Origin of the sequence: Trinickia mobilis, from assembly GCF_017315705.1 — a bacterium.
GTDB lineage: Bacteria > Pseudomonadota > Gammaproteobacteria > Burkholderiales > Burkholderiaceae > Trinickia_A > Trinickia_A mobilis.
On record NZ_JAFLRF010000014.1, the window covers coordinates 1 to 24,872 of the forward strand.

23 protein-coding genes and 1 pseudogene are annotated in these 24,872 nt (G+C 62.6%); 6 read left to right on the forward strand and 18 right to left on the reverse strand.

What is annotated here, in order from left to right:
- Positions 1-410: 410 nt before the first annotated feature.
- The 3 genes from J3489_RS19960 to J3489_RS19970 form a co-directional block, all read right to left on the reverse strand.
- Complete coding sequence (locus J3489_RS19960) at positions 411-1,097, reverse strand: haloacid dehalogenase type II (protein WP_207000910.1); 687 nt, start codon at positions 1,095-1,097, stop codon at positions 411-413.
- Positions 1,098-1,169: 72 nt separating this feature from the next.
- Complete coding sequence (locus J3489_RS19965; RefSeq protein WP_207000912.1) at positions 1,170-2,705, reverse strand: solute symporter family protein; 1,536 nt, start codon at positions 2,703-2,705, stop codon at positions 1,170-1,172.
- Positions 2,702-3,085: a DUF485 domain-containing protein gene (locus J3489_RS19970; protein ID WP_207000914.1), complete on the reverse strand. Its 384-nt coding sequence runs from the start codon at positions 3,083-3,085 to the stop codon at positions 2,702-2,704. The genes J3489_RS19965 and J3489_RS19970 overlap by 4 nt, the downstream gene beginning before the upstream one ends.
- 397 nt (positions 3,086-3,482) lie before the next feature.
- On the opposite strand from J3489_RS19970, the gene J3489_RS19975 reads away from it, so the two are divergent.
- Positions 3,483-5,120 carry a sigma-54 interaction domain-containing protein gene (locus J3489_RS19975; protein ID WP_242540154.1) on the forward strand — a complete coding sequence of 546 codons (1,638 nt, stop codon included), beginning with the start codon at positions 3,483-3,485 and terminating at the stop codon, positions 5,118-5,120.
- 143 nt (positions 5,121-5,263) lie between these two features.
- Here J3489_RS19975 and J3489_RS19980 read toward each other — a convergent pair whose 3' ends face one another.
- Entirely contained in the window at positions 5,264-5,569 is a 306-nt protein-coding gene (locus tag J3489_RS19980) for a carboxymuconolactone decarboxylase family protein (RefSeq protein ID WP_207000918.1), read from the reverse strand.
- An 88-nt stretch (positions 5,570-5,657) separates the two neighbouring features.
- Between J3489_RS19980 and J3489_RS19985 the strand changes: the two genes are divergently transcribed.
- Both J3489_RS19985 and J3489_RS19990 read left to right on the forward strand, forming a co-directional pair.
- Complete coding sequence (locus J3489_RS19985; RefSeq protein ID WP_207000920.1) at positions 5,658-6,638, forward strand: AraC family transcriptional regulator; 981 nt, start codon at positions 5,658-5,660, stop codon at positions 6,636-6,638.
- Positions 6,635-6,823 carry a cupin domain-containing protein gene (locus J3489_RS19990; protein WP_207000922.1) on the forward strand — a complete coding sequence of 63 codons (189 nt, stop codon included), beginning with the start codon at positions 6,635-6,637 and terminating at the stop codon, positions 6,821-6,823. The genes J3489_RS19985 and J3489_RS19990 overlap by 4 nt, the downstream gene beginning before the upstream one ends.
- 111 nt (positions 6,824-6,934) lie before the next feature.
- Here J3489_RS19990 and J3489_RS19995 read toward each other — a convergent pair whose 3' ends face one another.
- From J3489_RS19995 to guaB, 4 genes are all read right to left on the reverse strand, one after another.
- On the reverse strand, positions 6,935-8,080 hold the full coding sequence (locus J3489_RS19995) for a hypothetical protein (protein WP_242540155.1): 1,146 nt from the start codon (positions 8,078-8,080) through the stop codon (positions 6,935-6,937).
- A gap of 291 nt (positions 8,081-8,371) precedes the next feature.
- A complete protein-coding gene (guaA, locus tag J3489_RS20000; RefSeq protein ID WP_207000924.1) occupies positions 8,372-9,955 on the reverse strand; it encodes a glutamine-hydrolyzing GMP synthase in 1,584 nt (527 codons plus the stop codon).
- Positions 9,956-10,149: 194 nt separating this feature from the next.
- On the reverse strand, positions 10,150-10,869 hold the full coding sequence (locus J3489_RS20005; RefSeq protein ID WP_207000926.1) for a hypothetical protein: 720 nt from the start codon (positions 10,867-10,869) through the stop codon (positions 10,150-10,152).
- A 6-nt stretch (positions 10,870-10,875) separates the two neighbouring features.
- Entirely contained in the window at positions 10,876-12,336 is a 1,461-nt protein-coding gene (guaB, locus tag J3489_RS20010) for an IMP dehydrogenase (protein WP_207000928.1), read from the reverse strand.
- A gap of 353 nt (positions 12,337-12,689) precedes the next feature.
- On the opposite strand from guaB, the gene J3489_RS20015 reads away from it, so the two are divergent.
- Positions 12,690-13,664 (forward strand): DMT family transporter, encoded by a 975-nt coding sequence (locus J3489_RS20015; protein ID WP_207000930.1) that lies wholly within the window; start codon positions 12,690-12,692, stop codon positions 13,662-13,664.
- A gap of 87 nt (positions 13,665-13,751) precedes the next feature.
- On the opposite strand, the gene J3489_RS20020 is transcribed toward J3489_RS20015, so the two are convergent.
- On the reverse strand, positions 13,752-14,075 hold the full coding sequence (locus J3489_RS20020; RefSeq protein ID WP_207001142.1) for an RnfH family protein: 324 nt from the start codon (positions 14,073-14,075) through the stop codon (positions 13,752-13,754).
- A gap of 5 nt (positions 14,076-14,080) precedes the next feature.
- Complete coding sequence (locus J3489_RS20025) at positions 14,081-14,518, reverse strand: type II toxin-antitoxin system RatA family toxin (protein WP_207000932.1); 438 nt, start codon at positions 14,516-14,518, stop codon at positions 14,081-14,083.
- A gap of 108 nt (positions 14,519-14,626) precedes the next feature.
- On the opposite strand from J3489_RS20025, the gene smpB reads away from it, so the two are divergent.
- Positions 14,627-15,073: an SsrA-binding protein SmpB gene (gene smpB / locus J3489_RS20030; RefSeq protein ID WP_207000934.1), complete on the forward strand. Its 447-nt coding sequence runs from the start codon at positions 14,627-14,629 to the stop codon at positions 15,071-15,073.
- Between the two features lie 15 nt (positions 15,074-15,088).
- Here smpB and J3489_RS20035 read toward each other — a convergent pair whose 3' ends face one another.
- From J3489_RS20035 to ppsA, 3 genes are all read right to left on the reverse strand, one after another.
- On the reverse strand, positions 15,089-16,027 hold the full coding sequence (locus J3489_RS20035) for an SPFH domain-containing protein (RefSeq protein WP_207000936.1): 939 nt from the start codon (positions 16,025-16,027) through the stop codon (positions 15,089-15,091).
- A gap of 36 nt (positions 16,028-16,063) precedes the next feature.
- Positions 16,064-16,510: an NfeD family protein gene (locus tag J3489_RS20040; protein ID WP_207000938.1), complete on the reverse strand. Its 447-nt coding sequence runs from the start codon at positions 16,508-16,510 to the stop codon at positions 16,064-16,066.
- Between the two features lie 132 nt (positions 16,511-16,642).
- Positions 16,643-19,048 (reverse strand): phosphoenolpyruvate synthase, encoded by a 2,406-nt coding sequence (gene ppsA, locus J3489_RS20045; protein ID WP_207000940.1) that lies wholly within the window; start codon positions 19,046-19,048, stop codon positions 16,643-16,645.
- 639 nt (positions 19,049-19,687) lie between these two features.
- Between ppsA and ppsR the strand changes: the two genes are divergently transcribed.
- On the forward strand, positions 19,688-20,503 hold the full coding sequence (gene ppsR / locus J3489_RS20050) for a posphoenolpyruvate synthetase regulatory kinase/phosphorylase PpsR (RefSeq protein ID WP_207000942.1): 816 nt from the start codon (positions 19,688-19,690) through the stop codon (positions 20,501-20,503).
- Between the two features lie 80 nt (positions 20,504-20,583).
- Here ppsR and J3489_RS20055 read toward each other — a convergent pair whose 3' ends face one another.
- The 5 genes and pseudogenes from J3489_RS20055 to fabZ all read right to left on the reverse strand — a co-directional run.
- Positions 20,584-21,369 (reverse strand): TrmH family RNA methyltransferase, encoded by a 786-nt coding sequence (locus tag J3489_RS20055; RefSeq protein WP_207000944.1) that lies wholly within the window; start codon positions 21,367-21,369, stop codon positions 20,584-20,586.
- A gap of 75 nt (positions 21,370-21,444) precedes the next feature.
- Complete coding sequence (gene rnhB, locus J3489_RS20060) at positions 21,445-22,197, reverse strand: ribonuclease HII (protein WP_207000946.1); 753 nt, start codon at positions 22,195-22,197, stop codon at positions 21,445-21,447.
- A complete protein-coding gene (gene lpxB / locus J3489_RS20065; RefSeq protein ID WP_207000948.1) occupies positions 22,194-23,363 on the reverse strand; it encodes a lipid-A-disaccharide synthase in 1,170 nt (389 codons plus the stop codon). Before lpxB ends, rnhB begins: the two co-directional genes overlap by 4 nt.
- Positions 23,364-23,366: 3 nt before the next feature.
- Complete coding sequence (lpxA, locus tag J3489_RS20070) at positions 23,367-24,155, reverse strand: acyl-ACP--UDP-N-acetylglucosamine O-acyltransferase (RefSeq protein ID WP_207000950.1); 789 nt, start codon at positions 24,153-24,155, stop codon at positions 23,367-23,369.
- A 147-nt stretch (positions 24,156-24,302) separates the two neighbouring features.
- Positions 24,303-24,758 (reverse strand): annotated as a pseudogene (gene fabZ, locus J3489_RS20075) (3-hydroxyacyl-ACP dehydratase FabZ); the annotation flags it as partial.
- Positions 24,759-24,872 lie beyond the last annotated feature (114 nt).

Genomic DNA, 24,872 nt, shown 5'->3' on the forward strand with positions numbered 1-24,872 from the left:
GCCGTGAAAATTTTTTTTGCTGCGCTCGGGATGAGGCCGGAAACACTGGCCGACGTCTAGGAACCGCGTTCCTTTCCGCCTGTACGGGCGGCAAGTTTGATTAAATGGGCCCTCCTGGCATTTAGGCGCCATCTATGCGTCCATCCACGAAGACATTAAGATCGGGGAGCGGGAGGCGTGCATGACGGTGGCGCTTCATGTCGAAGGACATTGAAAGCGTCCCAACCCCTGTCGTAGCCGAAGCGGTACCAAGGCCAGCCGCCTTGGTTATCCGCCCCGCGTTCTCGTGGACCCGAACGCGGGGCGGTTCTCCTTGCTAACGAGGCTCGACTCGATCGACTTGTAACCGACTTGCGGGCACTATCGACCCGTCAATGGGTCGCGCTTGAAGCAAACCGCGCGGTTGTGGCTCAGGCGACGTGCATCTGCTTCAACAAGCCCGGCAACTGATCGAGACTTTTGATGATGTGATCCGGCGATTGGCCAAGTTCATCGAACGTATTGTCTGTGCGGTTGATCCAGCAGACTGGAAAACCAAAATGTCGTGCACCCGATGCGTCCCATGCGTTCGAGGAGACGAACAGGATTTGCGAGCGGTGTCGATCGAACGCTTTCTCCGCCAAGTGGTAGACGTTCGGGTGTGGTTTGAAGACTTCGACGGACTCGACGCTGATGAGATGCGCGAAGCGCGATGTCAATCCCGAATGGCCGACCACGTGCCGGATCGAATTCACGGATCCGTTCGAGAGAATCGCGAGCGGCAGATCCATCGACTGGAGTTCGGCGAGCGCGGCAGGCACCTCGGGGAACGGCTGGATCTTCAGATACGCGTCGCTGAGCGTGCGTCGCGCTTCGTCATTCAGCGTCAGTTTCAAATGATTGCAGGTGTACAGCAATGCATGCTCCGTTGCTTCTTCGAAGGAAAGGTAGTGTCCCATCAAGCTGCGCAGCCACGTGTATTCGAGCTGCTTTTGCCGCCATACCATGCTGATTTCCAATCCGCGCCCGGGAAAGTATTCGCTGCAGCGTCCCGCAACGGAATGAACGTCGTACAGCGTTCCGTAAAGATCAAAAACGATACCCTTGATGTTTTTCATCTGATGTCTCCAGAGAAGTGTGCGTGGTCGGTTGAGAGGCCGAATTGCAATAGAAGACGTCGCGGCTGCTGGTCAGCGGCGCTCGTCGAGGTTGAAACCGGTGTGAGTCTTGAAGACGAACGCATCGAACCGTGCTTCGTTTTCCGGATCCCGGCCGCCGAGCAACGTGCCGAGCCATGCGCCGAGAAAGCCGATAGGCATGCTGAGTATGGTCGGGTTCACGATCGGGAAGATGGCGTGACCCTTCAAAATGGCGGGCCCGATGAATGCGAGGACCATCGACGACACCAACCCGGCCAGCACGCCGCCAATGACGCCGGCGGTGTTGAACCGGCGCCAGAATATCGACAGCAGGATGACCGGGAAATTGGAGGAGGCTGCGATCGCGATCGCAAGGATGACAAGCACGCCGACATTGATGCCTTGCGCCAGCAGCCCAAAGAGGACGGCGAGTACGCCGACCACCAGAGTTGCAATCCTCGCGACGCGAACCTGTTCGTGTTCGGAGACCTTTCCTGAACGTATGACGTTCACGTAAAGATCATGTGCAATCGCTCCTGACGACGCGAGCGTCAGGCCAGCCACGACAGCCAAGATGGCTGCGAATGCGATTGCGCAGATCGCCGCGAGGAAGATCTGACCGCCTAACGTACCCGGCCCGCCCCCGAGGTATTGGGCAAGCAGCGGCAGCGCGAGATTCCCACCCTTGTCGGCTGCGCGGATCGTTGTCTGTCCGACGAATGTTGCCGATGCGAAGCCGATCAGTGTCGTGACGAGGAAGAAGCTGCCGGCGAGAAACATCAGCCACAGGACGGACTTTCTTGCCGCGCGTGCATCCGGCACCGTGTAAAAGCGCGTCATGATGTGCGGCAATCCGGCGACGCCGAACATGAACGACAAAAACAGCGAAAGGGGATCGAGCGGATGCTTGAAATAGCCGCCCGCCGTGAGCATGCCGGGGCCGTACAAGCGTTCGACGGATGCGAAGAGAGAGAGTGCATCGAAATGCACGGCTGCGAGCAGCATCGCCACGAGGACGATCGCCGCAACCAACAGCAGCAAAGCCTTCACGATCTGCACCCATGTGGTCGCGATCATGCCTCCGAACAGCACATAAATGATCATGCCGACGCCGACAAGAACGACGGCGACATCATAGGGGACGCCGAGCAGAAGCTTGATCAACGCGCCGGCCCCCGCCATTTGCGGGACCATGTAAGCAAGATTGACGACCACTGTGCCGAGCACCGCTGCGAGTCGTGCGTGACGGCTGCGCATCCTCTCGTCGATGACATCGCCAAACGTGAACCGTCCGGTATTGCGAACGGGCTCCGCCACGAGCATCAAGACGACGAGAAACGCCACCAGCGCAGCGACGGCGTAGAGCGAGCCGTCCATGCCGTACAGCGATACGAGGCCGGAGAATCCGAGAAAAGCCGCAGCGCTCATCCAATCGCCGGCCAATGCAAAACCATTGGCACGGGCCGAGAGGTTGCCGCCCGCCGCATAAAACTCGCTCGTGGTTCGCGTGCGCCGCGCCGCCCACCACGTGATCGCCATTGTTACCGCCAGAATAAGCAGGAAGATAATAACGGTGAGCACTCTCATGATTGCGCCTCCGTGCAGGCTTCCAGGATCGCACGTTCGGCTTGCGCGTCGAATCGACGGTTGGCGACGTGGACATACCAGGCTGCCGCGGCCCAACTCAGGCAGTACATCAACACAACGAGCAGGTATCCGATATTGAAAGCGCCTGCTATTTTCTCCGCCATCAAGGGGCGATCGAAGCCCAAGAGCAACGCCGTGCCGAGTATGAAGACGCAACTGAGGCCGAGGACGGGCGCGACAAAGCGGACTTTTATGCCGATGAGTTTCTTGAAGCTGGCGTTCAACGCCGGATTGACGCGGGACGTGGCATCGTCGCCAGTGTGGGGCGGCGAGGACGTTTGTGCTTGCGCCAGCCGTCCTTGCTGCGAGAGTTCGATCATGTGTGTCTCCTTGTCTGCCCACACCGGGGCTTTGTACCTACTGGATGCCGTGCGTTTGCCCGAGCATGCCGCGCGACCGACCGTTTGCTGCGAGCGCTCTGTGAGCAAGGTTCGCGCCAAGCGGGTGACGTGATGTGCCACGATCCGTCGAGGCCCTGTGTTCTCAAGGGTTTGCGCCGCGATCGAGTCGGTAATGACGCACGGTCTGTGCTTGTACGGCTCGATGGGTGATGTGGATGCCCGAACCGGTCCTGACGGCGGCTGATTCATTTCTGACTCGGCAGGCGAGCTGGGATAACCCTTAGATCGCCCCACGAATGCACCGGTATCGCTGGTGTATCCTCGCCGTATTCTCGAGAATGGACGAGTCATGAATCACAGGGTTTTACTGGAGACATTGGACGAGCTCCCAGTCGGCATTGTTCTGCTTAACGAGACGGGCATCGAGTGGCAAAACGCTCTGGTCCGCGACGGACTCTCGCGTGATGAACGGCACCCCGAGGAGATTCGCGCGGCGTTTATCGAGCTCGCGCGGACACATGCCAGCGAGCCGGGCTCCGTTCCGTCGACTTTCCTTTTCTGCGGCGAAAACTACTTCCCCGCCGTGCATTCGTCGCCCGAGGCGACGGTGGTGCTGCTGATTCCGGAGCGTGATTGCGCGACGGTGTTTCCTGAGCTGGCGCGATTGCGCCAGCTCAGCTTCGACCTCGAGGAGATCTTTCGTCACTCATTCGACGGTATTTTCGTCGCCGACGGAAGCGGCGTGACCTTGATGGTCAACGAAGGTTGCGAGCGGAACTACGACCTCAAGGCTGCGGACATGATCGGTCGCCATGTGTCCGAATTCGAGCAAAAAGGCCTGATCCGCCCGGTGGTCGCACAGCAGGTCGCGCGTACGGGCCAGCGCATTTCCACGACGCAGCGCACGCACACGGGCAAGACCATCATGGTCACCGGCATTCCGCTGTTCGACGCCGTCGGCAAAGTGCGCAAGGTCATCATCAATTCCCGGGATACGACCGAGCTGCTGCAGCTGCAGGATGCGCTTGCGCAGGCGCAGGCTGATCTGCAGCGCGTCGACGCCGAGATCGAGGCATTGCGGTTGCAAAATCTCAAGGTCGACGGTCTCGTTCTGCATAGCGAGCCGATGCAGCGCATCGCGAGCCTTGCCGCGCGTGTGGCAAAGGTCGATGCGACGGTGCTGATAACGGGGCACTCCGGAGTCGGCAAAGATGTGATTACGCGTCTCATTCATCGAGAAAGTCCGCGCGCGAACGGCCCACTGATCAAGATCAACTGCGGCGCGCTTCCGCGCGATCTGCTCGAATCGGAGTTGTTCGGATACGAGCCGGGCGCATTCACAGGGGCGCAAAAGCAGGGCAAACCCGGACTGATCGAGCTCGCGCATCGCGGCACGCTGTTTCTCGACGAAATCGGCGATCTTCCGCTCGACTTGCAGGTGAAGCTCCTTCAGGTGCTGCAGGACCGCGTCATCGTTCGGCTAGGGGGGACTCAGCCGCTATCGGTCGACGTTCGTGTGATCGCCGCGACGAACCGTGACCTGAAGTCGATGGTGGCCGAACGCACGTTTCGCGATGACCTCTTTTATCGACTCAACGTCGTACCGATTGCTGTGCCGCCGCTGGCTGCGCACAAGGATGACATCTCACCTCTCGTGCTGCAATTCGCTAGGGAGTTCAACGCACGCTACGGCCTCACACGGACGTTTTCCGAGCAGGCGATGGCGCTGATGCTCGCCCACGATTGGCCGGGCAACATTCGCGAGCTGAGGAATGTCGTGGAGCGGGCGATCGTGACGAGCGAAGCCGATATGATCGGGCCGGAGTTTCTGGATGGCGTGCTGCCGAGCGAAGTGCTCGACGAAGAGCCGAGCACGTTCCGTCAGCGAGTCGAGCGGTTCGAGCGGCGGTTGATCGAGGACGCAATGCGCAAGCACGGCAATACGCGAGAAGTCGCCAAAGCCATGGGACTCAGTCAGTCCAGCGTCGTACGCAGGCTCAGACTGGGAAAATGAAATGCGGCCCGGCAAGCATCATGCCGAATTTTTTCCGAGGCCGAAAACATCGATTCGCGCGTCTTCGGCCTTCTATCGTGTGCCGCCTCCGTATCAGCGTCCGCACGCGATGCAGCTTCTCGGGTCGGTCGTCACGCGCCGTTTCAGTCCTTGAACAGGTGCGTTGCGTGAGTCACTGCACCGCCCGCGCGGATCGCCGCCGCAACGAGCGCGGCTTCGGCCAATTGCTCGTCGTTGGCACCGGCATCGCGCGCGGCCTTCGTGTGCAGTTCGATGCAGTAGGGGCACTGGGTCGTCAGCGCCACGGCTACAGCAATTAGCTGCTTCTGTTGCCCCGTAAGCGCACCCTCGGCAAACGCGGCCTTGTCGAACGCCCAGAAGCTTTTCATGGCTTCGGGTGCTTTTTCATCCAACGTCTTCAGTCGAGTAAGATGTTTCATGTCAAACATGGAATTTCTCCGGTAATCAAGGGACTGCCCAGCACATGGTAGTGATGCCCGGGTTCCATGTGGTCTTGATTTGGTTCGAATTCGTCCAATGACTCAACATTCCCCTGCGCTTCACCCCGTCCTTGATCACCTTCTGGCCGCGCTCGACATCGGCGTGGCCAATTTCACGCTCTGCGACATACGGGACGGCTGGAGCGTGCGCTTCGATGCCTGCAAGACTGCCAGCCTTCACTACTGCATGGCGGGAAGCGGTGCGTTGGTGGTACAAGACGGCGAACGCATCACGCTGGACTCAAACAGTTTTGTGATGCTGCCGCCGGGTGTCTGCTACCGGATCGAGAGCGCCAATTCGTCGCTGGCAAATACGGTCGATCGAGAGCGTCTGGGCGCGTGGTCTTCGCGTGAGACGGTCCCGACGGTCACGGTCGGCGAATGCAGCGAGGGTGTCGTTACAGCATGCGGCGAATTGGATTTCGATACTGGCGCAGGGGTTGATCCGTTCAGAGCCATGAGCCGCCCGCTCGTCGCGCGATTTGAAGGGCCATCCGGCTTGCGGGACCAGTTCGTTTTGCTGTTGGCAGAATGCGCCCGGCCCGGGCTCGGATCGAGGGTGCTCGTCGAAGCGCTCCTCAAGCAGTGCCTGGTGTTGGTGCTCAGACGCCAGATCGACGATGGCGGCACGAACTTGCCCTGGACGGCCGGCATCGCCGATCAACGCCTCTCGCGCGCGCTCGAGGCAATTTTCGAGCGCCCTCAATCGGCTTTGTCCGTGCAACGACTTGCCGATATCGCTGGAATGAGTCGATCGTCGTTTGCTGCCCGGTTCGAAAGTACTTTTGGCCAACCACCGATGGCGATGTTGAAGGTTGTCAGGCTTCGCAAAGCGAGTGAGCTTCTGGCAACCACCACGCTACAGGTTTCGGAAGTCGCCAAAGCGGTGGGCTTCTCGAGCCGTAGCAATTTCTCGCAGGCGTTCCACAAGTTTCACGGCATGGACCCAACAACGTTCCGACAATGGTCGAAGTCAAAAATAGCCTGGGCCGCGCCGCAGCGTAGAGTGACCGTATGAAAGACGTCTTTAGCGACATCGTGGACACCATCGAGTTGGAAGGCGCCCTTTACTTTCGCCCCGACTTTTCGCCGCCGTTTGCGATCGGCGCACCGGCCTACGGCAAGGCCGCCCAATTCCACCTCGTGGTTCAGAACCTGGGCACGGAAAATGTGCCTGACGCAATACTTAGGAATGCAAGATAACTGGGGGAAATTTTGAGCCGCTCCGAATGCGAATGGGCAGCAGGAACCGGATGATCCTCGCCATCGTCGCAGGGTCTCCGGCTACCGCCTCCCCTGTTTCAGTCACAGGGTCTAGTAGCGCCACTGTCCGGATATTTCATCGGCAAGCGAAAGCTTCTGCCGAACGATCTCAGCGATTGGGCTCTGCGAGCCTCCCGATGCTTCTATCTGCGCGAGCAGAAACTTTCGCGCCGAAAAATTGATTGGTCGCAGCAGCCGACCGTCAATTTCCGACATCCGTCGAACATTTCGCGTCGCCTCATCGACCAGATTTCTCGCGGCACTGAAGTCCGGTGCCACGCCGGTGGCCGCTTGAAACTCGGAACGTAATCCGGCCGCGTACGCCGGCGACTGTCCGAGTCGATCCGTGTCAAGCAGGAGATCCACGTCGTTGAGCATCCTCCAGGCGCAGAGAATCCACAATGCGACGAATGCCCGATAGGCTTCGACTCCTTCAGCCGTCTGTGCGTAACGGGTGCAAGCGACTGTGTACGCCTCCTCCGAGGCTGTTTCAACAGGCGGCACTTTCACGCCGCACATGGCGATTACTTGCCTTACGATCGGCTCGCCCTGGTTAAGGCCCAGCACGCGAAACGGCGCTGCAACGAAAAAGGGATTGCGCCATTCCTGCCTCAGCATCCAGCCGGAAGCAAACTGCGAAGCGGGGTTGCGCAGGATACCCGCGTGCATGACGTCGGGAAACGCGCGCTTGAGCCAGGGTGTCCGCCCTTGAGAGCGGCAGAACTTGAGGACAGGGACCTTGCCATTCCCCGTCGAGAAGTCGCAGAGATTTTTCAAATATGAGCACAAGGCCGGAAAATCGTCGCCTGCCGCGTCTCCAAAGCGATCGATCCCGAAATTCTTCCGGTATCCGTTCACACCGCGCCCGGTCTTTTGCACGAACGGCCGGTACTCTTCGTAGTAGGGTGAACGCAACGGTGGGTGACCAGAGGTGTAATCGGGCCGGAAGTCAGGAATATCGTCTAGGCTCAACTCTCCGAGCAGTGCGCCCAGCGGTTCGTAGAGGGCGCTCACCGATTCCAGCGCGCGGAATCGCGACCACACCCAGGTCCCCCCGCTCCTCCATCCAGTGTGCAAAAAAATTCTCTGCGGCCGCTTTCCTTGCGGCACGGCAGCGCTTTGCTGGTCGGATTGAGTTGTCGAAGCATCCGCAGGGCCGACTTTGGCATTGAGTGGGCTTGTATGTGTCGGATTCATCGCTTCTCCGCAGTGAGAAAGGGTGCGCGCACTCTGCTTATGCCTGGAAGGAAGGCAACGCCTGTGGGACACCCTACGGATTCGAGACTATAGCCGAATGGGCTTTCGGCTGCATGCTCCGCCCTGGACGCCAGATTGGCTGGGGCAGAAAGGCTGGCGAGAAGCGACGGTCAAGCGCTTATCACACTGTTCCAGATACCGTCTCAGGTACCGTTGACACCTCTGACGGTACCAAGCGGGCCGCTCCGCGGGCTGCCCGCATAGACCGTCAGAAGAGAATTTTTATCCACCCTACTCCCACTCGATGGTCGCAGGCGGCTTGCCCGAAATGTCATAGACAACCCGGTTGATGCCGCGCACTTCGTTGATGATCCGATTCGACACGTGCCCGAGCAGCTCATGCGGCAGGTGCGCCCAATGCGCGGTCATGAAATCGAGCGTCTGCACCGCACGCAGCGCGACCACGTACTCGTACGTGCGCCCGTCGCCCATCACGCCGACGCTCTTGACCGGCAGGAACACCGCGAACGCCTGGCTCGTCAGGTCATACCAGGTCTTGCCGGTTTCCTTGTCGACGGTGTTGCGCAGCGTTTCGATGAAGATCGCGTCGGCGCGGCGCAGCAGGTCCGCGAAATCGCGGCGCACTTCGCCGAGAATCCGCACGCCGAGGCCCGGGCCCGGGAACGGATGGCGATAGACCATCTCGTGCGGCAGGCCGAGCTTCACGCCCAGCTCGCGCACTTCGTCTTTGAAGAGTTCGCGCAACGGCTCGAGCAGCTTCAGATTGAGCGTCTCGGGCAGGCCGCCCACGTTGTGATGGCTCTTGATCGTGTGCGCCGCCTTCTTGCCCTTGCCGGCGGACTCGATCACGTCCGGATAGATCGTGCCCTGCGCGAGCCACTTCGCGTCGGTCAGCTTGCCAGCCTCGGCCTGGAACACTTCGACGAATTCCGCGCCGATGATCTTGCGCTTTTGCTCCGGGTCCGTGACGCCCGCGAGCTTCGACAGAAACGCTTCGCTCGCGTCGACGTGAATCACCTTGACGCCGAGGTGATCCGCGAACGTCGCCATCACCTGCTCGGCCTCGTTCAGACGCAGCAGGCCATGATCGACGAATACGCAAGTGAGCTGATCGCCGATCGCGCGATGCAGCAACGCCGCCGCCACCGACGAATCGACGCCGCCCGACAACCCGAGAATCACGTGTTCATCGCCGACCTGCTCGCGAATCTTCGCGACGGCTTCGTCGATGTAATGCCCCATTTCCCAGTCGGCTTTCGCGCCGCAGATCTTCAGCACGAAGCGCTCGAGCATCGCCCGGCCCTGCACCGTATGCGTGACTTCCGGGTGCCACTGCAGTCCGTAGAAGTGGCGCGCCTCGTCGGCCATCGCCGCGATCGGGCACGATTCGGTCGACGCCATCAGCGAGAAACCCGGCGGCATTTCCGTCACCTTGTCGCCGTGGCTCATCCAGACCTTCAGCATGCCGTGGCCTTCCGCCGTGCAGAAATCCTCGATGCCTTCGAGCAAGCTCGTATGGTTGCGCGCGCGCACTTCCGCGTAGCCGAACTCGCGCACATGGCCGCCGTCGACTTTGCCGCCGAGCTGCTCGGCCATCGTCTGCATGCCGTAGCAAATGCCGAGCACCGGCACGCCCAGCTCGAACACCGCTTGCGGCGCGCGCGGCGTGTCGGTTTCGGTGACCGAGTTCGGGCCGCCCGACAGGATCACGCCCTTCGGCGCGAACTCGCGGATGAACGCATCGTCGACGTCGTACGGATGGATTTCGGAATAGACGTGCGCTTCACGAATGCGGCGCGCGATCAGTTGGGTGACTTGCGAACCGAAGTCGAGGATCAGGATCTTGTCATGCATGGCAGCGGACGAAAGTAGTAGTGAACGGATACAAAAAGCAGCGCCTGGCGCGCTGCGAAGAAGCTGGTTTCGAATGGTGCGGCAACGCTGCTACGAGCCTCGCGCACGGCGCCCTATTTGCGGCGGGCGCGTACGAAGTGCCGAACGGGCAGGCGGCAGCGTCGATACGAGCTGGCGACAAGGCCGCCCGCGCATCAGCCATGAAACGGCGGCCGGGGACTGCCCGGCAAGTCGGCGGCGTCATCACGTGCCGCATCGCGTGCGGCCTTTTCGTTCGGGCTCGGCGACGGCTGCGGCACGGGAGTGCCCGTCGCCGGAGTGCCCGCCACCGGAGTGCCGGCCACCGGAATGTCGATCCGGTAACGCACCGCCGGTTCGGGCGCTCGCGCGGCAGGCTCGGCGACCGGCGCAGCGGGCGCGGGCCTTGGCGCCGGTTCGGCCGCGCGCGCCGCCTCGGTGCGCGAGGGCGCGGCACGCTGTTCCGCATACTCGCGATCAGCAGCCTTCACCGTCCTTTCGTTACGCCGCACCACGCGCGACAAGCGCACGCCGCCGAAGCCGACGATCAGCAACGCCACGCCGCCCAGCGCGTTGAAGATCGCGCCATACCCCGGCGACAGCGACGTACTGAACGCGATCAACCAAACCAGGATCAGCGCGCCTGCGAGCCAGGTCAGATGCCCGACGACTCGGGCGACGCCCGTCGTCATCGCCCCGTTGATCACGCCTTGAAACGATAGCGACGCGAGCCCGAACAGCGCGAGGCCTAGCAGTTGCCCGGCCATGGCCGGCTCGATGACGGCCAGTTGCAGCGCGCGGTGCAGCGATGTCCACGGAGTCGCCAGGTACAGCAAGCCGACGATCAGATACAGCAACGTGTAAACGACAAGCACAGCGCGCAGCAATGGTTTCATCGGCGACTAGTCCTGGTGGTAGTTCGGGGCTTCCTTCGTGATCTGCACGTCGTGCACGTGCGATTCGCGCATGCCTGCGGCAGTGATTTGGACGAACTGCGCCTTGTCGTGCAGTTCCGCGATCGAACGGCAGCCGCAGTAGCCCATGCTCGCACGCACGCCGCCGATCAGCTGGAACAGGATCGCGTTGACCGAGCCCTTGTACGCGACGCGCCCTTCGATGCCTTCCGGCACGAGCTTGTCGATGTTCGCTGAGTTGTCCTGGAAGTAGCGGTCTGCCGCGCCGTCCTTCATCGCGCCGACCGAACCCATGCCGCGGTACGACTTGTACTGCCGGCCTTGGTAGAGGAACACGTCGCCCGGCGATTCTTCGGTGCCCGCGAACATGCTGCCCATCATCACGGCATTCGCGCCTGCCGCAAGCGCCTTGCTCACGTCGCCCGAGAAGCGGACGCCGCCGTCGGCGATCGCCGGCACACCCGTGCCGCGCAGCGCTTCGGACACGTTCGCGATCGCGCTGATCTGCGGCACGCCCACGCCCGCGACGATCCGTGTCGTGCAGATCGAGCCCGGGCCGATGCCGACCTTCACGGCGTCCGCGCCGTATTCGACGAGCGCGCGGGCCGCGTCGGCGGTGGCGATGTTGCCGCCGATCACTTCGACCTGCGGGAAGTTCTTCTTGACCCAGCGCACGCGCTCGAGCACGCCCTTGCTGTGGCCGTGCGCGGTATCGACGACGATCACGTCGGCGCCCGCCTGCACGAGCAGCGACACGCGCTCTTCGTTATCCGGGCCGACGCCGACCGCCGCGCCGACGCGCAGCTTGCCGTCCTCGTCCTTGCACGCGTCCGGGTATTCGGTCTGCTTGAAGATGTCCTTCACCGTCATCAGGCCGCGCAGCTCGAAGGCGTCGTTGATGACGAGCACACGCTCGAGGCGGTGGCTGTGCATCAGCGACTTCGCTTCGGCGAGCGGCGTGCCTTCCTTGACGGTGACGAGGCGCTCGCGCGGCGTCATGATCGTGCGCACGGGTTCGTCGAGACGCGTTTCGAAACGCAGGTCGCGGTTCGTGACGATACCGATCAACTGCGCGCCCTCCACCACCGGGAAGCCAGAAATGCCATGCTGCTGCGACAGCGCGATCACGTCGCGCACTTTCATCTGCGGCGGCACCGTGATCGGGTCGCGCACCACGCCCGATTCGAAGCGCTTCACCTTCGCGACTTCGCGAGCCTGCTCGGCCGGCGTGAGGTTCTTGTGGACGATGCCGACGCCACCTTGTTGCGCCATTGCGATCGCGAGACGGGCTTCGGTGACGGTGTCCATGGCGGCGGACACGAGCGGCATGTTCAGGGAGATATTGCGGGTCAGCTGGGTCTTGAGGCTGGTGTCGCGCGGCAGAACGTCGGAGAAGGCCGGGACGAGGAGCACGTCATCGAACGTGAGTGCTTTTTGGATCAGACGCATGGCAAATCCTATAGGCGCAAAACCGAATTATACGCGATACCACCCTGGTTTTCACTGCACGAACAGCGACTTAGCGAATTTCTTGCCGCTTCGGGCGCGCGGGCGCGGGAAGAATTTCGGATTCGCTTTCGACTGATGTTCGATCGGATTTCGTTTGCTCGGATAGCACCCTGAAAGCGCGCGCGAGCGGCCGGAAGACTCCCCGCCAGCCGATTCGGTGCGAAGAAAAGTTCTAAAGAAATCCTCACCACAAAGTCTCGAGTCTGCTGCTGAAGTGCAGGATCGAACAAGACAGCCCCGCGAATGCCGCGTAACCTGCGCGCCTGTTCGGAAAATCGATGGAGTGGCGAAGCATGCAGCGTGGTGTGGCATACGGGATGATGGCCGGGGCGTTATGGGGCATGGTGTTTCTCGTGCCCCGACTGCTGCCCGATTTCTCGCCGTTCCTGCTCAGCTCGGGCCGCTACCTGATGTACGGCGTCGTGTCGCTGGCCGCGGCGCTGCCGATGGCGCGGCGCCTCGCTGCGAAACTCACGCGCGAGGATTTCGGCGCGCTAGTGAAGCTCGCGCTCGTCGGCAACGTCGCCTACTACATCCTGCTCACGGCCGCCGTGCACCTCGTCGGCATCGCGCCGTCATCGCTGATCGTCGGCGTGCTGCCCGTCACCGTGACGCTCGCCGGCCGGCGCGACCACGGCGCCGTGCCGCTCGCCAGGCTCGCGTGGCCGCTGGCATTGGTCGTCGCGGGGATCGCCTGCATCAACGTCGACGTGTTCGCCGGCGACCCGGCGCACCCCGTCAGCATGCTGAATCGCCTGCTCGGCGTGCTTTGCGCGCTCGGCGCACTCGCGAGCTGGACCTGGTTTGCCGTCGAGAACGCCCGCTATCTTCAGCGCAATGGCCATTTCGACGGCAATGAGTGGTCGGTGCTGTGGGGCGTCGTCACGGGGCTGCTCGGCGCGGCGCTTTGGCTCGGTACCGCGGCCTTTCCGCCGGGCGTCGTGCAGACGGCGGTCAGCGGCGAGCGCTGGCAGCTCTTCTGGGTGCTGAATCTCGCGCTCGCAATCGGCGCGTCGTGGCTCGGCAATGGGCTCTGGAACGCGGCGTCCAAACGCCTGCCGCTCACGCTGTCGGGCCAGATGATCGTGTTCGAAACGCTCTTTGCGCTGCTCTACGGCTTCCTGTACGACCACCGGATGCCGCGCCCGCTGGAGATCGCCGCGATCGCGCTTCTGTTTGCGGGCGTGATGTGGTCGGTGCGTCGGCATGGCAGCGACCGGCCTGCGGAACCGCCGCTCGAAGAGCGCGCGCAGGCGTCGGTGCATTGAGATGGCGATGCTTTTGGCAGGACGGCCGCGAAAGCGGCGCGATGCGCCAGCCGGCGCCGCGTCGAAGCTGCGACGGAGCGCGATGCGCTATCGCGAATCCTTCGGCAGCCACTTGCGCCCTTCTATCGAACCTTCCCGGCGGGTTTTGTCGACGCGCCGCTGCCGCGCCATCTTCGGATCGACAATCAGCGGACGATAAATCTCGACGCGATCATGGTCGGCAAGCGGCGCATCGAGCGGCTTGACCTTGCCGTAAATGCCGACCTTCTGCGTCGACAGATCGATCTCGGGGTGCTTCTTCAAGATGCCGCTCGCGTCGATCGCCTGCCGCACGGTGGCGCCGGCGGGCATATCGACAGCAAGCAACGTCTGCGCGCCGGGCAGCGCATAGCAGACTTCAACGGCAAGCATCGTGCTCATGGCTTGCCGTACCGCTGGTCCGCGCGCTTCACGAACGATTCGACGAACGTGTTCGCGATATGGTTGAACACCGGCCCGATGATCTTCTCGAGAATCACACTTGCAAACTCGTAGTGCAGCGCGAATTCAATCTTGCACGCGTCCGCGCGCAGCGCCGTGAAGCGCCAGTAGCCTGTGAACTTGCGAAACGGACCGTCGGTGAAATCCATATCGATGCGCGTGGGCCGCTCCTGGGTGTTATGAGTCGCGAAATGCTGCTTGATGCCCTTGAAGTTGATGTCGATCTTCGCCTCCATGCCGTTTTCGTCCTCCCGACGAATCTCGACGCCGCCGCACCACGGCAGGAAATTGGGGTAGTCTGCGACGTCGGTGACGAGATCGAACATTTGTTCCGCCGAGTGGCGGATCAACACGGTTTTCTGGACATCTGCCATAGATTGCACAACGCGCGGCGAGGGTATGGAGGAGCACGGCGGGCTTTCGCTTTCATTGCGCCGCTTTGCTAAAATCGTAATTTTAAACGAGTTGGGCACTTTCCATTCATGAGCATCATCGACAACAGAAAAGCATTCTTCGATTACTTCATCGAGGAGCGCTACGAGGCGGGGCTCGTGCTTGAAGGATGGGAAGTCAAGGCGCTGCGCGCCGGGCGCGGCCAGATCAAGGAAGGCTACGTGGTCGTGCGCAACGGCGAGATCTTTCTGATCGGCACGCACATCAGCCCGCTTCCCGAAGCCTCGACGCACATCACGCCGGACCCGGTCCGCACACGCAAGCTGCTGCTGCATTCCGAAGAGATCAAGAAGCTGATCGGCAAGGTCGAGCAGCGCGGCTACACGCTCGTGCCGCTGAACTTCCACTACAAGGGCGGCCGCGTCAAATGCGAAATCGGCCTCGCCAAGGGCAAAAAGATGCACGACAAACGCGAGACCGAAAAGAAGCGCGATTGGGAGCGCGAGAAAGCGCGGATCATGCGCTCGGCAACTTAAGCGGCACGGGCCGGATCAGCGCACGTCGTTCATCGCCGTGCCCTTGCCGCGATTCACGATTGCCAGCGCCGACGCGATCATCGAACTCATATCCGACATATTGCCCGGTACGATCAGCGTGTTGCTGGTCTTCGCCAGATTGGCGAACGCGTTCACATACTGCTCGGCAACCTTCAGGTTCACCGCATCCCAACCGCCTTGCGACTGAATCGCCGCCGCGATCTTCTGGATCGCCTGCGCGTTGGCTTCGGCCACTGCGAGAATCGCCGCGGCCTGCCCTTGCGCCTGGTTGATCGCCGCCTGCCGCTCGCCCTCGGACTTCTGGATCGCCGCCTCGCGCCCGCCGGCCGCGATATTGATCTGCTCCTGCTTGCGCCCTTCCGACGCGGCGATCAGCGCGCGCTTCTCCCGCTCGGCCGTGATTTGCGCCTGCATCGCGTGCAGGATTTCCTTGGGCGGCGTGAGATCCTTGATTTCGTAGCGCAGCACCTTGACGCCCCAGTTCGTCGCGGCCTGATCGAGCGCGGATACGACGCTGTGGTTGATCAGGTCGCGCTCCTCGAAGGTCTTGTCGAGTTCCAGCTTGCCGATTACCGAACGCAACGTCGTTTGCGAGAGCTGTGTGATCGCCTGTACGAAGTTGCTCGACCCATACGACGCCTTCATCGCGTCGGTGACCTGGAAATACAGCACGCCATCCACTTGCAATTGTGTGTTGTCGCGCGTGATACAGATCTGTCCCGGCACGTCGAGCGGAATCTCCTTGAGCAGATGCTTGTACGCAACACGATCGACGAACGGCAGCACGATATTCAGCCCCGGCGTCAACGTCGCGTGATAGCGGCCGAAGCGTTCGAGCACCCACGCGTGCTGCTGCGGCACGATCTTGATCGTCTGCGCCACCAGCACGACGACGATCACAAGAAACACCACCCCGACAATAGTCATATCCATCTTTACACTCCTTTTTTTAACGGCTGATTCTTGTAGTCAGGCGTGTGCCGGCTGCTTTTTCGCGGCAAGGATCAAGCAGCTTCCGCGCACGGCGGCGATCACATAGACACGCGCGTCCTCGCGTTCGCCAGGCGCGAGCTCGACATCCCAGTCAGCGCCGCGATACTGGGTGCGAGCGTGGCGGTCCTGCCACGCTTCGACGGTCAGCGTCGTGCCGATATCGAGATTCACATCGGGGTTGACCGATGCGTCGCGCCGCTGCGCGCGACGGCCAAAGCGGGAACGGCGCAGCAGGATCACCGCCGCGAGCGCCACGACGGCAGCCAGTGCGAGCTGCACCTCGAGGCTCACGCCGAACAGATGCGCCAGCGCGCCCGCAATGAACCCGAGCGCGATCATCAGCAGATAGAACGTCCCCGTCATCAACTCCGCGACGACCAGCACCCCCACGGCAATCCACCAGAACAGTTCGCCCGACCTCATTGTCGTCCCCCCGAAACAAAACACCCCGGATATACCGGGGTGTTATAGCACGAACCTCATCAATTTCGTGTACTAAGGAGCGTCTCGACCGGCTGGCTCCCGCCTAATCGTTCGAGACGCGCGCCTTGGCGCTTACTGCTTGTGCGACTGCGCGAGCGCCTGCCACGTATCGATGATGGTGTCGGGGTTCAACGAGATCGACTCGATGCCTTCGTCGGTCAGCCATTGCGCGAAATCCGGATGATCCGATGGGCCTTGGCCGCAGATGCCGACGTACTTGTTCATGCGGAGGCACGTTTCGATCGCGCGCTTGAGCAGGAACTTGACCGCTTCGTCGCGCTCGTCGAAATCGGCGGCGAGCAGTTCCATGCCGGAGTCGCGGTCGAGGCCGAGCGTCAATTGCGTCAGATCGTTCGAACCGATCGAGAAGCCGTCGAAGTGCTGCAGGAACTGCTCCGCGAGGATCGCGTTCGACGGAATCTCGCACATCATGATGAGACGCAGACCCTTCTCGCCGCGCCTCAAGCCGAACTTAGCGAGCAGGCCCACCACGCGCTCCGCCTGCTTCAGCGTACGCACGAACGGCACCATGATCTCGACGTTGTCGAGGCCCATCTCTTCACGCACGCGCTTGAGCGCCACGCATTCCATTTCGAACGCTTGCGCGAAGTCTTCCGCAATGTAGCGCGATGCGCCGCGGAAACCGAGCATCGGGTTCTCTTCGTCCGGCTCGTAGCGCGAACCGCCGATCAGCTTCTTGTACTCGTTCGACTTGAAGTCCGACAGACGCACGATCACCGGACGCGGATAGAACGCAGCCGCGATCGTCGCGATGCCTTCGGTCAGCTTGTCGACATAGAACGCACGCGGCGACGCATGCCCGCGCGCAACGCTCTCGACCGCCTTCTTCAAGTCCGCATCGACGTTCGGGTACTCGAGAATCGCCTTCGGGTGCACGCCGATGTTGTTGTTGATGATGAACTCGAGACGCGCAAGACCGACGCCGGAATTCGGCAGTTGCGAGAAATCGAATGCGAGCTGCGGGTTGCCGACGTTCATCATGATCTTCACCGGCACCGGCGGCAGCTCGCCGCGCTGCACTTCGGTGATTTCGGTTTCGAGCAGGCCGTCGTAGATCTTGCCTTCGTCGCCTTCCGCGCACGACACCGTGACGAGCGAGCCGTCCTTCAAAACGTCCGTGGCGTCGCCGCAGCCGACCACCGCCGGCACACCCAGCTCACGCGCGATGATCGCCGCGTGGCAGGTGCGGCCGCCGCGGTTCGTGACGATCGCCGCGGCGCGCTTCATCACCGGCTCCCAGTTCGGGTCGGTCATGTCGGCAACCAGCACGTCGCCCGGCTGCACACGTTCCATCTCCGACGGATCGTGAATCACGCGCACCGGGCCCGCGCCGATCTTCTGGCCGATCGCACGGCCGGTTGCGATCACCTGCGACTGGCCCTTGAGCTTGAAGCGCTGCTCGGCCTTGCCCGCGGCCTGGCTCTTCACGGTCTCGGGACGCGCCTGCAGGATGAAGATCTTCCCGTCGCGGCCGTCCTTGCCCCACTCGATGTCCATCGGGCGCTGGTAGTGCTTCTCGATGATGACCGCGTACTTCGCGAGCTCGATCACGTCTTCGTCGGTGATCGAGAAGCGGTTGCGCTGCTCGTGCGCAACGTCGACCGTCTTCACGCGGCCCGGCTCGCCCGGCTTCGTGAATTCCATCTTGATGAGCTTCGAGCCGATCGAGCGTCGGATGATCGGGTACTTGCCTTGCGCGAGCGTGGTCTTGAAGACGTAGAACTCGTCCGGATTCACCGCGCCTTGCACGACGGTTTCGCCGAGACCATAGCTCGACGTGATGAACACGGCGTCCTTGAAGCCCGACTCGGTATCGAGCGTGAACATCACGCCGGCCGCGCCCACGTCCGAGCGGACCATGCGCTGCACGCCGGCCGACAGCGCGACTTCGGCGTGCGTAAAGCCCTTGTGGACACGATAGGAGATCGCGCGATCGTTATAGAGCGACGCGAACACGTGCTTCATGCGATCGAGCACGTCATCGATGCCCACCACGTTCAGGTAGCTTTCCTGCTGGCCTGCGAACGACGCGTCAGGCAAGTCTTCAGCCGTCGCCGACGAGCGCACCGCGAACGACAGCTCTTCAGGCGAGCTCTTTTGCAGCGTATCGAAGCCGGCACGGATCTCCGCTTCGAGGCGCGGCTGCAGCGGCGCGTCGACGATCCATTGACGGATCTCTTTGCCCGCGTCGGCGAGCGCCTTCACGTCGTCGACGTCGAGCGACTCGAGACGTTTGGCAATGCGTTCGGTGAGAGTGTTGTGATGGAGGAAATCGCGGAATGCGAGTGCCGTGGTGGCGAAGCCGGTGGGCACCCGAACCCCTGCTTCGGCGAGCTGGCTGATCATCTCGCCGAGCGACGCGTTCTTGCCGCCCACAATCTCCACATCGGTCATCCGCAACTGCTCGAACGGAACTACATACGCCTGATCCTTTGCGACGTTAACTGCGTTAGTCATACAAGCCCCTAAGTGTGAAAGAAATTCTCGGCTGTACAAGTGGGCTTGGGCGCGAGTCGCTCATAGGAAGCGAAACATCGCGCCTTGTACAACCTGTTGGAGAAGCCATCGCCGACGCGCCCGCGTTCACGGATGCCCTCAAAAATACGGGGAAGAAGCCCGACGAAGCGGAGAATTCCTCGAGTTTGCCGCAATATTCAGCAATCTCTCCCGCAACGACGCGGATTTCGATGCGATCCGCCCGCAATTGCTTATCCAACAGGTTGCCGCTATTCTACCGTGCCGACCGTCGAAGTGTGACGGTCTGAATTGAAACAGCCCCCACGCTCACTGGGTTCGCTGCCCCCCGGGGGGGGCGGTCAGTGCGCTTGGGGCGGCCCGGCGCGCGCTGAAATAGCCCCCACGCTCACTTGGTTCGCTGCCCCCCGGGGGGGCGGTCAGTGCGCTTGGGGCGGCCCGGCGCGCACTGAAATAGCCCCCACGCTCACTTGGTTCGCTGCCCCCCGAGGGGGCGGTCAGTGCGCTTGGGGCGGCCCGGCGCGCACTGACCCGAATTGCGCCTCGAAACGCGCGTCACCCTGCATTCGTTCCCGCTGTTGCCTTCGCTGTTACTTTTTTTGCACGCTCCGTGCCCTATTGATGCCGCCTACCGTATTCATCGTCTCCGACGGTACCGGGATCACTGCCGAGACCTTCGCGCACTCGATCCTGTCCCAGTTCGACCAGAAATTCCGTCTCGTGCGCGTACCGTTCGTCGACTCCGCCGACAAGGCCTACGCAACGGTCGAAAAGATCGCCGAAGCCGCCCAGCTCGACGGCCGCCGGCCGATCGTGTTCACGACGCTCGTCGATAGCGCGTCGAACGCAATCGTCAAGAATTCGAATGCGCTCGTGCTCGACATCTTCCAGCAGTTCGTCGAGCCGCTCGAGCAGGAACTGGAGATGAAGTCGACGCACGCGATTGGCCGGGGCCACCAAAATGCCGATACCGACGAGTACAAGACGCGCATCGAGGCCATCAACTTCTCGCTCGCGCACGACGACGGCCAGTCGAACCGCAATCTCGCCGATGCCGACGTGATCTTGATCGGCGTGTCGCGCAGCGGCAAAACACCGACGAGCCTCTACCTCGCGATGCAATACGGCGTCAAAGCGGCCAACTATCCGCTGATTCCGGAAGACTTCGAGCGCGGCAAGCTGCCGAGCGCGCTATACGCGCATCGCAACAAGATGTTCGGCTTGTCGATCGATCCGCAGCGGCTCTCCGAGATCCGCAACGAGCGGCGGCCGGGCAGCAAGTACGCGGCGCCGGAAAACTGCCGCTATGAGATCAACGAGGCCGAGGCAATGATGCGGCGTGAAGGGATCAAGTGGCTGTCGTCGACGCACAAGTCGATCGAAGAAATCGCAACGACGATCCTGCAGGAAATCAAGCTCGACCGCCCATCGTATTGAGGGGACGGCCATCCGGCGGCGGGCATCCGGGGACGACCATCCGGCGAAGCGCATGAGGCGACCCGCGAGCCCGGCCGCGCTCAGCCTCGCGCGCGCTGCTGGCGGCATTGCTCGAAGAGGCATACGGCGGCTGCAGCCGCCACGTTCAACGACTCCATGCCGCCCGGTTGCGGAATCGTCAGGCGATGCGTGACAGCGTCGCGCCAGACCTGGGATACACCCGCCCCTTCGTTGCCGAACACCCACGCGAGCGGTCCCGTCAGGTCGCAATCGTAGAGCGCCTCTGCCGCGTGCGAATCGGTGATCGCGACCGGCATCGCGAGGCGCTCGATCAGCGCGTTCGCGTTCACATCTTCAAAGATCTTCAGCAAGAAATGTGCGCCCATCCCGGAGCGCAGGACCTTCGACGACCACGCATACGCCGTCCCCGGTGCGCAGAATACGTGCGCGATACCGGCCGCCGCCGCGCTGCGCAGGATGGAGCCGACATTGCCCGCGTCCTGCACGCCGTCGAGCACGACGCACGAAGTCTTCACACGCTCGGGCAAAGCCACCTCGAGCTTCGGCACGAGCAGCAGAACGCCGACTCCGTTGACCACGTTCGATAGCTGGCCAAACAGCGCATCAGGCAGCGTGACGATGCGATGCTCGTCGATCCGGCTGACGATCGCCTGCGTTTCTGCGTGGCGCAGCGCCCCATCCGTGACGACGCAGGTCTCGGGCTGCCCCGCGACGTCGAGATAGGCGCGCGCCAGATGCAGGCCTTCGAGCAGCGCATGGCCGCTCTTGCGCTGCTGGTGAGTCGAGCCCGCCAGCGCCTTGAGGCGCTTATAGAGCGGGTTGTCGCGCGAAGTGATGGCTTTCACGGGCAAGAAAAGAAAATAGCGAAACGGACGGCGTGGAGAAGACGCGCCAAGACCGGCACGGCAAACGTGCTTGCCTCAGTCCGCGAGCTGATCGCCGAATGGCTCGGAAAACGCGTCGTCGAGCGCTCCCCGCGCGCGCACCGGACTGTCGCCCGGCAGCTTCACGCGCAGGCCGCGCTTGGCCTGCGCTTCGCGCACCGGCGCAAACGTGCGCCGATGATGTTCGCATGGGCCGTGCTCGAAGAGCGCTGCAAGATGCTGCGGCGTACCGTAGCCCGCGTGCGCGTTGAAGCCGTACATCGGAAAGTCTTGGTGCAAGTCGAGCAGCATGCGGTCGCGGGTCACTTTCGCGAGAATCGACGCCGCGGAGATGCACGACACAAGCGCGTCGCCGCCGACGATCGCCTCGCTGCGCATCGGCAGAACCGGACACCGGTTGCCGTCGATCTTGACGAGCGTCGGCATGATAGCGAGGCCCTCGACCGCGCGCCGCATCGCGAGCATCGTCGCGTGCAGGATATTGAGCGCATCGATTTCCTCGACGCTCGCCGAGGCCACGCAATAGGCGAGTGAGCGCTCGACGATCTTCTCGTACAGCTCCTCGCGTTTTTTTGCGCTCAAGGCTTTCGAATCGTCGAGACCGCGGATCCGGCGCTTCGGATCGAGAATCACCGCCGCCGCGACCACCGGCCCGGCGAGCGGCCCGCGGCCGGCTTCGTCGACGCCGCAGACGATATCCTGCGGCGAGCCGAAATCGAACCCGGATTGCGCGGGCTCACCCGCAGCGGCAGCAGCCGGTTTGCGGCGCGGTGTCTTGGTTGCCGTCATGGACGCAGCTTCCTCGATTCGATGACGCGTACGACTGCTTCCGCCGCGCGCTGCGCCGTGTTCTGCCGCAGCGCGTGGTGCATCTCGGTGAAAATTTCCGTGAGCGTGCGCCGATTGGCCTCGTCGCGCAACTGGGTCAGCGTGGCGTCGGCGAGCGCTTCGGGCGTCGCGAAGTGCTGCAGGATCTCCGGCACGACGAAACGTCCGGCGAGGATGTTCGGCAGACCGACATAAGGCAAATAACCCATGTGCCGCATGATCTGGCCTTCGAGCCAGGGCACCCTGTACGAGATCACCATCGGCTTCTTCAAGAGCGCCGCTTCGAGCGTCACGGTGCCGCTCTTGACGAGCAACGCATCGGCCGCGGTCATCGCAAGCTGCGCCTGGCCGTCGACGATCGTCAGCGCGAGATTCGGATGAGCATCGACGAGCGGCTGCAGCATCTCGCGAAGCGCCGGCGTGGCAGCTGGCATCACGAAGCGGACGCCCGGCTCGCGCGCCTGCATCAATTCCATCGCCTTGAAGAACGTCGGGCCGATCAGCCTGATTTCGGAGCGGCGGCTGCCCGGCAGCACCGCGATGATCGGACCGCCCGCGGGCAAGCCGAGCGCGGCGCGCGCGCCGGGCACATCCGGCTCGAGCGGAATCTCGTCGGCAAGCGGATGCCCAACGTACGATGCCGACACGCCCGCCTTTTCGAGGATCGCCGTCTCGAACGGATACAGGCACAGCATGTGGTCGACCGCCTTGGCGATCTTCTTGATCCGCCAGCCTCGCCACGCCCAGATCGTCGGACAGTTGAAGTGGATCGTCGGAATCCCCGCTTCGCGCAGCGCGGGTTCGACGCTGAAGTTGAATCCGGAGGAATCGATGCCGATGAACGCGTGCGGCGGGTCCGCCAGCAACTGATGCTTGAGTTCGCTGCGGACACGAAGGATGTCGGGAAGGCGCGTCAGCGGCTCCACGAGGCCGCGCACCGTCAGCGTGTCCATTGGCCAATGCGCATCGAACCCCTGCGCGCTCATGCGCGGGCCGCCGATGCCGAAATACTGCGTGGAGGCCGGCAGACGCTCGGCGAGCCCGCCGAGCAACGACGCCGCGAGCAAGTCGCCCGACGGCTCGCCGGCAACCAGCGCAAGCCGCAGCGGACTGGGTTGCAGCGCCATCGCTTAGCGAATGATCCCGCGCTGCGACGCTTCGACGAAATCGACCAGCGCCTTGACGGGCGCGTCGCCGTCACCGCCTGCCGAGGCCAGTTCGCGCAATTGGACCTTGGCCTCTTCGAGCGACAAACCGTTCTTGTAAAGCAGCCGATAAGCACTGCGGAGCGCCGAGATCGCATCGGGCGAGAAGCCGCGCCGGCGCAGGCCCTCGACGTTCACGCCATGCGGCTCCGCTTTGTTGCCCGCCGCGACGACGAACGGCGGAACGTCCTGCACGAGTGCCGAGGCGCCGCCGAGCATCGAATGCTCGCCGATACGCACGAACTGGTGCACGCCCGACATGCCGCCGATGATCGCCCAGTCCCCGACCGTCACGTGCCCGGCCATCTGCGCGTTGCTCGACAGAATCACGTGGCTGCCGATGCGGCAATCGTGGCCGATATGCACGTACGCCATGATCCAGTTGTCGTCGCCGAGCGTCGTCACGCCGGTGTCCTGCACGGTACCCGTATGAATCGTCGTGAATTCGCGAATCGTGTTGCGCTCGCCGATCACGAGACGCGTGGGCTCGCCTTGATACTTCATGTCCTGCGGACGGCCGCCGACCGATGCGTAGTGACCGATTCGATTGTCGACGCCGAGCGTCGTGTGTCCTTCGATGACGCTGTGCGAACCGATCGTCGTCCGCGCGCCGATCGTCACGTGTGCGCCGATGACCGCGTACGGCCCGATTTCGACGTCTTCGCCGATCTCGGCGCCTGGTTCGATGATCGCAGTGGGATGAATCCTGCTCATGCGCGTTCGCCTTTCATTCTGTTGCGCTCCGCTCGCTGCTGCGGCAATTGCCGGCGCGGCGAGCGCTGTTCGTTCTTCGAGGGCTCAGCCGCCCCTCGCTGCCGTTCCGGCCCGGTCCTGGTTGGGCCCCGACGCGATTCCGACGTCATCGTCCTGGGTGTGCTTGACCGTGCACATCAGGTCCGCTTCCGCAGCCACGACGCCCTCCACTTCTGCACGCGCCTTGAACTTCCAGATGCCGCGCTTGTAGCGGTCGAACGTCACGTTCAGCATCAACTGATCACCCGGCTCCACGACCCGCTTGAAGCGCGCGTTATCGATGCCAACGAAGTAGTAAAGCGTCTTCGGATCGTGCGGCTCTTCCGCGAACGTCAGAAGCGCCGCCGTCTGGGCAAGCGCTTCGAGGATCAGCACGCCAGGCATCACCGGGCGCTGCGGAAAATGCCCCGTGAAGTACGGCTCGTTGATCGACACATTCTTCAGCGCCTTGATGCTCTTGTGCGGTTCGAGTTCGAGCACGCGATCCACCAGCAGGATCGGATAGCGATGCGGCAACTGCGTGAGGATCTGATGGATGTCGAATTTGATCTTTTCGGTGCTCATGGTGTTTCTGCTCACGCATTGACTGTGCGGATGGTGACTGCGGATGCGGGTGCCGGCAGCTTCGTGATTGCCTGGCGCCGGCATGCCGCCGTTCGCAGGCGCCGCTTGGCTAGC